The organism is Lacrimispora sphenoides, assembly GCF_900105215.1.
Lineage (GTDB): Bacteria > Bacillota > Clostridia > Lachnospirales > Lachnospiraceae > Lacrimispora > Lacrimispora sphenoides_A.
Window position 1 is genome coordinate 848,984 of sequence record NZ_FOIP01000002.1, and the last position, 12,741, is coordinate 861,724.

Annotated in this window: 9 protein-coding genes and 1 other RNA gene; all 10 read left to right on the plus strand. The window is 45.6% G+C overall.

From position 1 onward, the window contains the following. Positions 1-82 precede the first annotated feature (82 nt). The 10 genes from BMW45_RS20755 (at position 83) to ssrA (ending at position 12,448) form a co-directional block, all read left to right on the plus strand. A complete protein-coding gene (locus BMW45_RS20755; protein ID WP_092248445.1) occupies positions 83-1,477 on the plus strand; it encodes an amidohydrolase in 1,395 nt (464 codons plus the stop codon). 33 nt (positions 1,478-1,510) lie between these two features. Beyond that, the gene (locus tag BMW45_RS20760) at positions 1,511-2,272 is read left to right on the plus strand and encodes a MerR family transcriptional regulator (RefSeq protein ID WP_025232524.1); all 762 of its coding nucleotides are present in this window, start codon (positions 1,511-1,513) and stop codon (positions 2,270-2,272) included. A gap of 36 nt (positions 2,273-2,308) precedes the next feature. After that, the gene (locus tag BMW45_RS20765; protein WP_092248449.1) at positions 2,309-3,382 is read left to right on the plus strand and encodes a BMP family protein; all 1,074 of its coding nucleotides are present in this window, start codon (positions 2,309-2,311) and stop codon (positions 3,380-3,382) included. 11 nt (positions 3,383-3,393) lie between these two features. After that, on the plus strand, positions 3,394-4,923 hold the full coding sequence (locus BMW45_RS20770) for an ABC transporter ATP-binding protein (protein ID WP_092248452.1): 1,530 nt from the start codon (positions 3,394-3,396) through the stop codon (positions 4,921-4,923). Beyond that, on the plus strand, positions 4,920-5,954 hold the full coding sequence (locus BMW45_RS20775) for an ABC transporter permease (RefSeq protein WP_092248455.1): 1,035 nt from the start codon (positions 4,920-4,922) through the stop codon (positions 5,952-5,954). Before BMW45_RS20770 ends, BMW45_RS20775 begins: the two co-directional genes overlap by 4 nt. Beyond that, positions 5,955-6,896 (plus strand): ABC transporter permease, encoded by a 942-nt coding sequence (locus tag BMW45_RS20780; RefSeq protein WP_025232528.1) that lies wholly within the window; start codon positions 5,955-5,957, stop codon positions 6,894-6,896. It abuts the gene before it with no gap. A 236-nt stretch (positions 6,897-7,132) separates the two neighbouring features. Beyond that, positions 7,133-9,391: a ribonucleoside-diphosphate reductase subunit alpha gene (locus tag BMW45_RS20785; protein ID WP_092248457.1), complete on the plus strand. Its 2,259-nt coding sequence runs from the start codon at positions 7,133-7,135 to the stop codon at positions 9,389-9,391. Between the two features lie 46 nt (positions 9,392-9,437). Continuing rightward, complete coding sequence (locus BMW45_RS20790) at positions 9,438-10,481, plus strand: ribonucleotide-diphosphate reductase subunit beta (protein ID WP_092251145.1); 1,044 nt, start codon at positions 9,438-9,440, stop codon at positions 10,479-10,481. Between the two features lie 106 nt (positions 10,482-10,587). Beyond that, positions 10,588-11,922 (plus strand): H2O-forming NADH oxidase, encoded by a 1,335-nt coding sequence (nox, locus tag BMW45_RS20795; protein WP_092248460.1) that lies wholly within the window; start codon positions 10,588-10,590, stop codon positions 11,920-11,922. 183 nt (positions 11,923-12,105) lie between these two features. Further along, positions 12,106-12,448, plus strand: a transfer-messenger RNA (tmRNA) gene (gene ssrA, locus BMW45_RS20805). Positions 12,449-12,741 lie beyond the last annotated feature (293 nt).

Below are 12,741 nucleotides of genomic sequence, written 5' to 3' on the forward strand. Positions count from 1 at the left end.
TGAACCTATAGTAACTATAGGATATATAATGACCTCGATTTAAAATGACGGCATGGAGCCGTACTGAAAATGGAGGGATAACATGGCTTCAAAATTATTAATAAAGAATGCCAAAGCAATTATAACCTGCGATGAAAATGACCATGTGTACAAAGACACCAATATCCTGATTGAAGGGCCTAAGATTGTGTCAATAGGCCCTGGGATAGAGGAAGAAGGAGCACAGGTCATTGACGGATCAGGAAAATTTGTATACCCGGGACTAATCAACACCCATCATCACTTCTTTCAAACCTTTGTAAGGAATCTGATCACCATTGATTATCCGAATCTGACGGTCATGGACTGGATCGATAAGATCTACCGGATTTTTCAGATCGTTGACAATGATGTCATTTATTATTCCACTCTTACGGCTTTTGCCGATTTAATCAAGCACGGCTGCACCTGCGCCTTTGACCACCAGTACTGCTATACGAAGAAAACCGGCAAGGATCCGGTGGACCGGCAGATGGAAGCAGCAAATCTTATGGGAATCCGTTATCATGCAGGGAGGGGCAGTAACACGCTTCCAAGGAATGAGGGGAGCTCGATTCCAGATAATATGCTGGAGACCACAGATGAATTTATAAAAGACTGCGAAAGGCTTATCCGTCTCTACCATGATCCCAATCCTTATTCCATGCAGCAGATCGTCATGGCGCCCTGCCAGCCGATCAACTGCAGGCCGGAAACATTTACCGAAACCGTTGCCGCAGCCAGAAGCATGGGCGTTAGGATGCACACCCATTTAGGAGAGGGGGAGACGGAAGGGATCAAGGCCCGCTACGGAAAACGCACTCTGGAATGGTGCAGGGACATCGGCTTTATCGGAGAAGACGTCTGGTATGCCCATAACTGGGAAGTGCTGCCGGAAGAATACAGGCTGCTTGCTGAAACAGGAACCGGAATTTCCCATTGTCCTGCGCCGGCTGTGCTGGGAGGTTTCCCGATTCTTGATATCAAGGCCATGGAGGAGGCAGGAGTGCTTATAAGCCTTGGCTGTGACGGATCCGCGACCAATGACAGCTCCAATCTTCTTGATGCCCTTCGCTCGGCTTATCTGATGCAGACTTATCATGCAAAGGAAAGGGGCGGCTGTGTATCTGCCTATGATATGTTAAAAATCGCTACTGTAAATGGAGCAAAGACACTGGGAAGACCGGAACTTGGTTCTCTTGAACCGGAAAAGGCAGCCGATCTGTTTATGGTAGATGCAGAAGCTCTGGAGCTTGCAGGAGCAATCCATGATCCTAAAAATCTCCTTGCAAGGGTTGGCTTGACAGGAAACGTATGGCTCACTATGATTAATGGAAACGTGGTTTATAAAGATGGTGTGATCACCGGAGTGGACGAGAGACGGCTGGCTTCTGAGGGAGAGGCGGTCTGCACCAGAGTGATACGAAAACCAAGCGAGGCATTCCGTCCGTTTTTATAAGCCGCCTGATCATAGAAAGTTGAGGAAAACGGTTTGAAGGAATTTTTATCCATTGGAGAGATGGGATCACTATTCGGGCTGAATATACAGACCCTGTATTATTATGACAGCATAGACATATTTAAGCCAAGGATGCGGGACTTAAAAAACGGCAGGAGAAAATACGAGTTTGACCAGATTTATGAACTGGCAACCATATGCTACATGCGAAAGCTTGGATACTCCCTGGAGGAAATTACAAAGCAGCGGAGCACACAGCATGCTGGTTCCGCTCTGGATTCCTTAAAGCAGCGTTCAGAGGAGCTTCACAGGCAATGGATGGAGCTGATTTCCATTGATGAGGCCATTCAGAGAAAACTTCGTTTTATTGAAGAAGAAATGGAAAATATCCGCACGGATGAGATCACCATCCGCCATTTTGAGGACAGGGCCTATCTTGCCATTGGTGAGGAAGAAATGATCTATCGGCAGAATTCCTTCTATTTTTATCCTACCATTGCCTTTTATCAGGGAGAAGGGAAATATTTCGGAGCTTATTTATATCCTTCTGGCGAACCGCTGCCGGAGACCATAAGAAAGGATCAGATCCGTAAAATTCCTGGCGGCGATTTTTTGTGCGGCTATCACCTGGGCTCTTATGAGACGGTTCCAGCTACCATAGAGCGGATCCGGAACGCTAGACCGGATCTGGAATTTGAAGACCTTACCATTAATTTTAACATTCTGGATCAGTTTGTGGAAAACCAAAGCTCCAATTACATCACTCATACGCAGATTCGGATATTGAAACCTTAACAACTTCGTAATCGACAACAAGAGAGGAGAATCATTATGAAAAACTTAAAAAAACTGGCAGCCCTGGTTCTTACCGCTTCCATGGCGGCCGCATCCTTAGCCGGATGCAGTAAAAACACAGAGACAAAAACGGAGACCCCTAAAACAACTGAAACAGCTGATACTTCTGATACATCTGAGACTTCTAAAACATCTGAGACCTCTAAAACTTTGAAGGTAGCACTTTGTCTTTCCGGTGCGGCCAATGACATGGGCTGGTGCCAGTCCGCCTATGAAGGATTAAAGCTTTTGGAATCCGATTATGGCTGTGAGACTGCCTATACGGAAAATCTGACTCCTGATGACATTGAAGCTGCATTTGCCGATTATGCTGCCAATGGCTTTGACGTAGTGATCGGCCACGGCTATGAGTTCGGCGATCCTGCCATTGAAGTGGCAGAACAGTATCCGGATACAAAATTCATTGTAACAGAGGGAGAGGTTTCCGCTGACAATGTAGCTTCCTATGTCACCAAATGCGAAGAAGGCGGTTACATCATGGGAATGCTTGCAGCAGGAATGTCAAAAAGCAATAAAATTGGTTTTGTAGGACCCATTCAGGGCTCTTCCCTTGTTAAAATCATGAATGGCTTTGAGGATGGTGCAAAGTCCGTAAAACCTGATATTGAAGTCCAGACTGCATGGACCGGTTCTTTTACGGATACGGCTCTGGGAAAAGAAGCTGCCCAGGCTATGATCGACAATGGAGCTGATGTCATCGGCCATTGTGCCAACGAATCCGGTACAGGAGCCATCAATGCGGCAAAGGAAGCAAAGGTTTATGCAACCGGAGATTCCTATGATCAGAATGGACTGGCTCCGGAAACGGTTCTTTCTTCTTCTGTATACCATATCCCCCATGTGATTGAAGTAGCCTTTCAGACGGTGGCAGACGGAAGCTTTGCAGGAGGAATCTATGATCTTGGCATGAAGGAAGGCGCAGTGAGCATCGCATCATACCATGAACTGGAGGCCAAAGTCCCGGATGAGGTGAAGGCGGAGATTCAGAAAAAGGTATTATCCATTGCAGCCGGAGAATTTACGGTAACATGTGATACAAAGATCAGATAGGGAGTATTCATATGCCATTATTGGAAATGAAACATATTACAAAGGCATTTTCCGGAGTGTATGCCAATGAGGATATCAACCTCTCCGTAGAAAAAGGGGAGATCCATGCCTTACTTGGGGAGAACGGAGCCGGGAAGACTACGCTGATGAACATATTATTTGGCATTTACCAGTCTGATGGCGGGGAAATTTTCTACAAAGGAGAAGCGGTCCGGTTTAAGTCTCCAGCTGATGCCATAAGCCATGGTATCGGCATGGTCCATCAGCATTTTTCTCTCGTAAACCGGATGACAGTGCTTGACAATATCATTCTGGGATCTGGCAGCAGGAAAGAGGTTCTTAACAGAAAACAGGCCTCAGAAGAGATCTGCCTGCTGGCGGAAAAGTACGGCCTTTTTGTAAAGCCTGATGAACCGGTTTATAGCCTTTCCGTAGGAGAACAGCAGAGGGTGGAGATTTTAAAAGCACTGTACCGAAAGGCGGACCTGCTCATTTTAGATGAACCCACAGGAGTTTTGACTCCTCAGGAAACAGAAAACTTCTTTCATGTGTTAAGGCGGTTAAAGGCTGAAGGCCATGGCATCATCATCATTACCCATCGCTTAAGTGAGATCATGGCGATCAGCGACAGAGTTACCATTTTAAGGGATGGAAAGGCGGTTAAGGATCTGGTCACATCAGATACCACGCCGGAGGAATTATCTGCCTTTATGATAGGCAGGCCCCTTTCCCCTAAAACGGAAAACAGGAAAAAGGCATCAAAGGAAGCAGCATTAAGCCTTGAAGGCGTTTCTTTATCAAAAAAACGGGCCGGCAAAAAGGCGCTGGATCATATCTGTCTTACGGTTTATAAAGGGGAAATCCTTGGAATTGCCGGAGTGGAAGGAAACGGACAAAAGGAGCTTGCCGAGGTTATCACAGGAATCCGTAAGCATACGGAGGGAACCATCACATTTGACGGGAAAGCAATTGACAGCCGGTCTGTGAGAGAGCGTTTTCATAGTGGCATCTCTTATATATCCGATGACCGTCACATGGATAGTCTGGTTGTAGACATGACGGTAACAGAAAATATGATCCTGCGCACCTACAACCGTCTGCCTTTTTCAAAAAAATGGATTCTGGATCATAAAAAGTCGGAGAACCGGGCTTTAGAAGCCATAGAAGAGTATGGAATCCGAACATCGGGAAAAAGCGGGGCCAGGACGCCGGTCAAGCTTATGAGCGGCGGAAATCAGCAGAAGGTGATCTTATCCCGTGAGATATCGAAAGAGGCCAGGCTTATTGTAGCCAGCCAGCCTACCAGAGGATTGGACATCGGAGCAACAGAATTTGTACATCAGACTTTGATCAGGCAGAAGAACCAGGGAAAAAGTGTTTTGCTCATTTCAGCTGATTTAGATGAGATCCTTTCCTTAAGCGACCGGATTGCAGTGATGTTTGAAGGTCGGATTATGGGGATTCTTAACAGGGAAGAAGCGGATGTATTTAAAATTGGACTTTATATGGGCGGAGTGACGGAAATAGGAGGAAGGCCATGAATCACATGAAAAAATGGAAGGCAATGGAAGTCATGGAGATCGCGCTCCTTTCCATTGCAATGGCGGCCATCCTTATCATCTTATCAGGGGCCGATCCTCTTACGGCAGGCCGGATGTTTTTTAATGGAATCTTCGGCAATGTGAGCGGATTCGGGGAAGTGTTTGTAAAAGCGACTCCTTTGATTCTCACCGGACTTGGCTGCTCGGTGGCGTTTCGGACCGGCTTTTTTAATATCGGTGCAGAGGGACAATTCTACATAGGAGCTCTTGCGTCTGCCTGGGTGGCTTTAAATGCCACTGGTGTGACCGGGGTTTTTCGGATCATCCTTGCGATTGGCTGCGGCTTTCTCTTTGGCGGTTTATGGGCTCTGATAGCAGCCATATTAAAGGCAAAGCTTGGAATATCAGAAATTATATGCACCATTATGCTTAACTATATTTCCATGAACCTTTTGGGCATCGCAGTCCGCACCTTTCTCATGGATCCGGCGGGAAGCATTCCCCAATCTGAAAAGATAGATGCATCTGTCACGCTTTTACGCTTCTTAAAACCAACCAGAGTACATACGGGCATCTTTATAGCCCTGGGAGCCGTGTTATTTGTATGGTTTCTTATGGAAAAGACGACCTCAGGTTATGAATTCAAAGCGGTGGGCTTTAATAAACGGGCAGCAGCATGCAGCGGCATTTCTGTGGTGAAGAACATAATCCTGTCAGCGGTATTAAGCGGAGGCCTTGCAGGAATTGCGGGAGCTGTGGAGGTATTGGGAGTTCAGAAGAAGCTGCTTGAAGGAATCTCAGGTGGCTGCGGCTATACGGCAATCCTCATAACTCTTTTGGCCTTTAACCATCCGGGCGGCGTACTTTTGGTTTCTGTTTTATTTGCGGCTCTGGAAGTTGGGGCAAACTCCATGCAGAGGCAGATGGGAGTTCCCTCTGCGATCGTAGATTTTCTCATTGGATTTATCGTTCTGCTTATACTGGGCAGGGAGCTTCTGACTGGAAAAATGAGAGCAAAGGAGGAGAAATAGATGATGCATCAGATTTTAACCGCCAGCTTTCTGACTGCCTTTTTATCGGCAGCAGTGCGAATGGCTGTACCTCTTGCCTATGCGGGGCTTGGGGAGACGATATCGGAAAAGTGCGGAATACTGAACATCGGAATGGAGGGCGTCATGCTTTCCGGCGCTTTTTTCTCCTTTGCAGGTACATTTTTCTCAGGAAGCATTCTTGTAGGGCTTCTTTGCGGTATGGCAGGGGGAGCGGCTGTCAGTATGCTTCATGGAGTTTTGTCAGTCAGGCTGTCCAAGGACCAGTCGGTCAGCGGGATCGCCATTAATATTTTTATACTTGGTGTTACCAGCTTCCTGTATAAACTGATGTCCGGCGGACAGTCCTACCAACAGATCGAGCCTTTGTTAAAAGTGCGGATACCGTTGCTTGCCGACATTCCTCTCATTGGCAATGCTCTTTTTAATCAGGATATTCTAACTTATCTGATATATTTTCTGGTCATGGGAGTATCATTTTTTTATAAGAAGACAAACACCGGGCTTTCCTTTGCCGCCATCGGTGAAAGTCCCCGTGCCGCGGATTCAGCCGGGATACCGGTTTACCGGTACCAATACATCTCCATGGTGTTAAACGGAATTCTGGGCGGAATTGGGGGCGCTTATCTGGTCTTGGTACAGGTAGGGAATTTTTCGGAAAATATGACATCAGGACGAGGATATATCGCTCTGGCGGCTGTCATCTTAGGACGTTATCTTCCCTTTGGAATGTTGGGAGCTGCTTTTTTGTTCGGTGCTGCCAATGCGCTGCAGATCCGTCTTCAGGCGGTGGGAGTGCCCCTTCCTTCCCAGGCATTGTCCATGCTTCCTTATCTGATTACATTAGCAGCCCTGCTTGGCTCCGCCCACAAGAATCATGGGCCGGAAAGCCTTGGGAAGCCTTATGTGCGCGGTGCAAGATAAAGATTTTCCTCTTAATGAAAACGCTTGAAATCTTACTTTGTAAGAATTTAAGCGTTTTTTTAATAATTAATTTTCTAGCAATTGTTTGGAAATGATAAAAGAAAAAAGTCATTAGAAAACGAATATTTTGTGTATCGGTAGTTGAAATTAACTATATGTTGTGGTATATTTTTACATATGAGATCCAATAACAGTTATTGATACTAATATAAAACATGGAATGGCAGGAATTATGAATGGACAAGACAGATGGAAAAAAGGAAATTCTGAAATATTTTAAAGAGGTGCCGGAGCTTGATGGCGTTTTAGAGGGAATCCGGAAGGATTGGGGTTTTTCACCATATGATTTGGAACACCTCTCCGTAAAATTCACAGGGTTCTGTAAGAAAAATATGAGCCTGGGAGAACGGTTTGAGGCGCTCATCCAGGCGGCTGTGGAGCTGACGACCCAGGAGACCCCGAACTGGGAGTATATAGGGGCCAGGCTCTCCATGCTGCGTTATGAAACCAGGTTAAAGGAAGAGCTGGATCGCAGAAAGATTGGAAGCTTTTATGATAAAATTCGCTTTCTGACAGAGGATGGGCTTTATGGGGATTACATTCTGGAGAATTACAAGAAGGAAGAAATTGACCGGTATGAAAGCTATATGGTTCAGAACAGAAATCATCTGTTTAATTATTCTGGGCTGGAATTGCTGCTTAACCGGTACGTGATCCGCAGCCGGCAGAATGCGCCTTTAGAGTCACCACAGGAAATGTTTCTAGGAATTGCCATGCATCTTGCCATGCTGGAAAAGGATGACCGGGATACTTGGGTAAAACGGTTTTATGATATGCTAAGTACTTTGAAGGTCACCATGGCAACGCCCACCCTCTCAAACGCCAGAAAGCCTTACCATCAGCTTTCCTCCTGTTTTATCGATACCGTACCGGACAGTCTGGATGGCATTTACCGGAGCATTGACAGCTTTGCAAAGGTCAGTAAGTTCGGAGGGGGCATGGGGCTTTATTTCGGTAAGGTCCGCGCCGCAGGGAGTGCGATCCGTGGCTTTAAGGGAGCTGCAGGAGGCGTGATCCGTTGGATCAAGCTGGCCAATGATACGGCTGTGGCAGTGGACCAGCTGGGGGTACGGCAGGGAGCTGTAGCGGTTTATTTAGATGTCTGGCACAAGGATCTTCCGGAGTTTTTAACACTCAGGACCAATAACGGAGACGACCGCATGAAGGCCCATGATGTTTTCCCGGCTGTCTGTTATCCCAACCTGTTTTGGAAGCAGGCAAAAGAGAACATAGAAGGGGACTGGTATTTAATGTGCCCCCATGAGATTCTGACGATAAAGGGCTGGGCATTGGAGGATTCTTATGGAGCCCAGTGGGAGGAACGATATCTGGACTGTGTGAATGACAGCCGTATCCACAAGCGGATCATTCCTATTAAAGATATCATCCGTCTGGTATTAAAGAGCGCTGTGGAAACAGGAACTCCCTTTACCTTTAACCGGGATATCGTCAATGAAGCCAATCCAAACAGCCACAGCGGCATCATTTACTGCAGCAATCTGTGTACGGAAATAGCTCAGAATATGAGCGGGGTGGAACAGGTGGACCAGCAGATACAGACAGTGGACGGGGAGACCGTGGTGGTTACCGTAACAAAGCCGGGAGACTTTGTTGTGTGCAACCTGGCCAGTCTTTCCCTGGGGAATATTGATCTTAAGGATACAAAAGAGCTTACAGAGCTTACTAGAAGTGCGGTACGTGCTTTGGACAATGTCATTGATTTGAATTTTTTCCCCGTGCCCTATGCAAAGGTCACCAACCTCCGTTACCGCCCGGTGGGACTTGGAGTAAGCGGATATCATCACATGCTGGCAAAGAACGGAATCTCCTGGGAGTCAGAGGAGCATCTTGAATTTGCGGACAAGGTGTTTGAGGCAATCAATTATGCGGCAATTGAAGCAAGCTGTGATTTTGCCGGGGAAAAGGGAAGATATGATCTGTATGAAGGAAGTGAATGGCAGACAGGGGCATATTTTGACAAACGGGGATATTTTTCAGAGAAGTGGAAGGGCCTTCGGGAAAAAGTAGCAGCCAATGGCATGAGAAATGGCTGGCTCATTGCCATAGCGCCTACCAGCAGCACCAGCATGATCGCCGGTACCACGGCCGGGCTTGACCCTGTTATGAACCGGTATTATCTTGAGGAAAAAAAGAACGGCTTGGTTCCCCGGGTAGCCCCGGACTTAACGCCTGAAACATTCTGGAAATATAAAAATGCTCATTACATTGATCAGAGATGGTCCGTAAGGGCGGCGGGAATCCGCCAGCGCCATGTGGACCAGGCCCAGAGCATGAACCTTTATATAACCAATGATTACACCCTTCGTCAGGTACTGGAGTTATATATCCTGGCCTGGGAAAAGGGAGTGAAAACCATTTACTACGTCCGTTCCAAAAGCCTGGAAGTGGATGAATGCGAGGCCTGCTCCAGCTGACAAAACGGTTGAGAATAATAAAACAAGAGAGTGCGGAGAAAACGATATGGAACAATTAAAAAAAAGACCCCTTTTTCATCCGGATGGGGAGATTGAGGTAAGAAAACGGCGGATGATCAACGGCAACACTACGAACCTCAATGATTTTAACAATATGAAATACACCTGGGTCAGCGACTGGTACCGGCAGGCCATGAATAATTTCTGGATTCCTGAGGAAATTAATCTAAGCAGAGACAGGAAGGATTATCCCTTATTAAGTCCACAGGAACGGAGGGCTTATGATAAGATATTATCCTTTCTGGTGTTTTTGGACAGCATCCAGACCGCTAATCTGCCGGCCCTTGGAGAATATGTGACGGCCAATGAGATCAATCTCTGTCTTTCCATTCAAACCTTTCAGGAGGCAGTGCACAGCCAGAGTTACAGTTATATGCTGGATACCATCTGCGAGCCTCAGACTCGGAATGAGGTGCTCTATCAGTGGAAGAGCGACCCTCATCTTCTTGCGCGCAATACCTTTATCGGGGATCTGTATAATGAATTCCAAAAGGACAAGAGCGCATTTGCTTTTATGAAGGCGGTTGTGGCTAATTTTATTCTGGAAGGTGTGTATTTTTACAGCGGATTCATGTTTTTCTATAACCTTGGGCGGAATCATAAAATGACCGGTTCCTCCCAGGAGATTCGTTACATCAACAGAGATGAGAACACTCATTTATGGCTGTTCCGCAATATCATTCTGGAACTGATGAAGGAAGAGCCGGAGTTGTTTACCAGAGAACGGATAGAAGTTTACCGGAGTATGATAAGAGAAGGTTGTGAGCAGGAGATCGCCTGGGGATGCTATGCCATTGGAGATGAGGTTCCCGGACTTACAAAAGAAATGATTACAGACTATATCATGTATCTGGGAAACTTACGCTGTGCAAGCCTTGGCTGGGAGCGGATTTATGAGGGCCATGACAGGGAGCCGGAAAGTATGCTGTGGGTCAACCAGTACAGCAATGCCAATCTGATCAAAACGGATTTTTTTGAAGCGAAAAGCACGGCATATGCAAAAAGCAGCGCTCTGGTGGATGATCTGTAGTAAGCGAAGGTCCGCCTAAAAAAAGTTTGTGATTTTAATAATAATAATTGTTTTTATTTTAACGATGTGTTATAATTAAGAAAAACAATTCTTAAGGAGGCTATTTATGGAACGTATTGTAGTAATTGGAGCAAACCATGCAGGGACAGCTGCAATCAATACTATCTTAGATAATTATAAAGACAACAAAGTTGTTATATTTGATTCCAATGATAACATCAGTTTTCTGGGCTGTGGTATGGCTCTTTGGATCGGGGACCAGATTCATTCCTCTGAAGGCCTGTTTTATTGCAGCAAAGATATCTTTGAAAAAAAGGGCGCAAAGGTCTACATGGAAACCAAAGTGGAGCGCATTGATTATGATAAAAAGGTTGTTTTCGCTGAGGGAAAGTATGGCCAGAGATACCAGCAGGAATACGATAAACTGATTCTTGCAACCGGTTCTCTTCCTATTTCACCAGATATTGAAGGAAAAGAACTGGACAACGTTCAATTTGTAAAGTTATTTCAGAATGCGAAAGATGTCATTGACAAGCTGCATAACAATTCCTTGAAGGATATTGTGGTTGTAGGGGCAGGGTATATCGGCGTTGAACTGGCAGAAGCATTCCGCCGTGTCGGAAAGAATGTTACCCTGATTGACAATATGCACACCTGTCTGTCAAGCTATTATGATCAGGAATTTTCGGATATCATGTCCGAAAACTTATCAAGCCATGGCATTCAGCTGGTTTATAACGAAATCGTGACTAAGCTTGAAGGAAACGGAAAAGTGGAAAAAGTGGTCACTGACAAAAATGAATACCATGCCGATATGGTAGTACTGGGAATTGGTTTCAAACCTAACAACCAGCTAGGCAAGGAGGATCTTGAACTGTTCTGCAACGGAGCATTTCTCGTTGACAAACGGCAGCAGACCAGCCGGCCGGATGTATATGCCATCGGCGACTGTGCCACTGTTTTTGATAATTCCATCCAAAAGACAAACTATATTGCTCTGGCAACCAATGCTGTGCGGTCCGGAATCGTTGCAGCTCATAATGTCTGCGGAACACCCCTGGAATCCATTGGCGTTCAGGGATCCAATGGAATCTGCATCTGGAATCTGAAAATGGTTTCAACAGGAATCACCTATGCAAAAGCCAAAAAGCTGGGGTATGACGCTGAGGCGGTGGATTATGAGGATACTCAAAAACCGGCCTTTATTGAACAAGACAATTACAAGGTAAAAATCAGGATCGTATACGATAAGAAGACCCGCATCGTTCTGGGTGCACAATTATGTTCGGAATATGATATTTCCATGGCAATACACATGTTCTCTCTTGCGATCCAGGAGCAGGTAACCATCGACCGGTTAAAGCTGACGGATATTTTCTTCCTGCCTCATTTTAATCAGCCGTATAATTATTTTACAATGGCTGCTTTGCAGGCAAAATAAGCTGCAGCAGGCGTGTGCTTTTCCTGCTGATTAAAACAGATTTTATTCTTAAACCAAAAAAAGGAATAAGGTGAATCTTCAGGCAGTGTTGCCACAAGATAATAGCAGCAGGAATTGCACAGGTATTGACAATTGATTTTTTTCATGTTAGTATGAGAATGCTCTCCAGAAGAGTACCAGTCAGGGGCAGTACTGGTTTCGACAGGGGCTATGCAGCTGGTGAAGCTATCCGCATGCGATGCGTTAAATGGCAAACCTAAATATAAACGCTAACAATAACGAATTAGCATTAGCTGCTTAATGCAGCTTGTCGGCCTTAAGGCACTCACACTTTAAGATCCCGGCATCGACTATGTGAGAAACGACGAATGCAAAGCTTTGAGCATGCGGTCGTATTATGAAGCTACTGAAGCTGTCAGGGTGTTAGTTCCCGGGCGGTGGAGGGAATGTCAATAAACTAACTATGATAGTAGAAGAACAGGGAATTGGTTTTTGGACACGGGTTCAACTCCCGTCTGCTCCACTCTTATAGAACTCTTGTAAATGCGGGAAAGTCTCGTGTTTGCAAGAGTTCTTGCATTTTATCAATGGAAATAAACTGCCAAATGGTAAGAGAAAATCTATATAAAGCCGTTCGGTGTTACCAGCACCGGGCGGATTTTTTTTTGATTTAATTCGATAGTTATTGGCTCAGTGTCTACAATAGTTTTAGTGAAGTCAGACGATGAAATATGGAAGCGGTCGATTATTAATCAAATTCGTCAGATTGATATACATATGAGAATGAAATTAAGTATTAATGTAGAAGGGAATAGTGGG

Bases quoted from the DNA above. Each gene is read 5' to 3' on its own strand.
- BMW45_RS20785 (WP_092248457.1), top strand. From the start codon at position 7,133: ATGGACAAGACAGATGGAAAAAAGGAAATTCTGAAATATTTTAAAGAG.
- BMW45_RS20780 (WP_025232528.1), top strand. From the start codon at position 5,955: ATGATGCATCAGATTTTAACCGCCAGCTTTCTGACTGCCTTTTTATCG.
- nox (WP_092248460.1), top strand. From the start codon at position 10,588: ATGGAACGTATTGTAGTAATTGGAGCAAACCATGCAGGGACAGCTGCA.
- BMW45_RS20775 (WP_092248455.1), top strand. From the start codon at position 4,920: ATGAATCACATGAAAAAATGGAAGGCAATGGAAGTCATGGAGATCGCG.
- BMW45_RS20765 (WP_092248449.1), top strand. From the start codon at position 2,309: ATGAAAAACTTAAAAAAACTGGCAGCCCTGGTTCTTACCGCTTCCATG.
- BMW45_RS20770 (WP_092248452.1), top strand. From the start codon at position 3,394: ATGCCATTATTGGAAATGAAACATATTACAAAGGCATTTTCCGGAGTG.
- BMW45_RS20755 (WP_092248445.1), top strand. From the start codon at position 83: ATGGCTTCAAAATTATTAATAAAGAATGCCAAAGCAATTATAACCTGC.
- BMW45_RS20790 (WP_092251145.1), top strand. From the start codon at position 9,438: ATGGAACAATTAAAAAAAAGACCCCTTTTTCATCCGGATGGGGAGATT.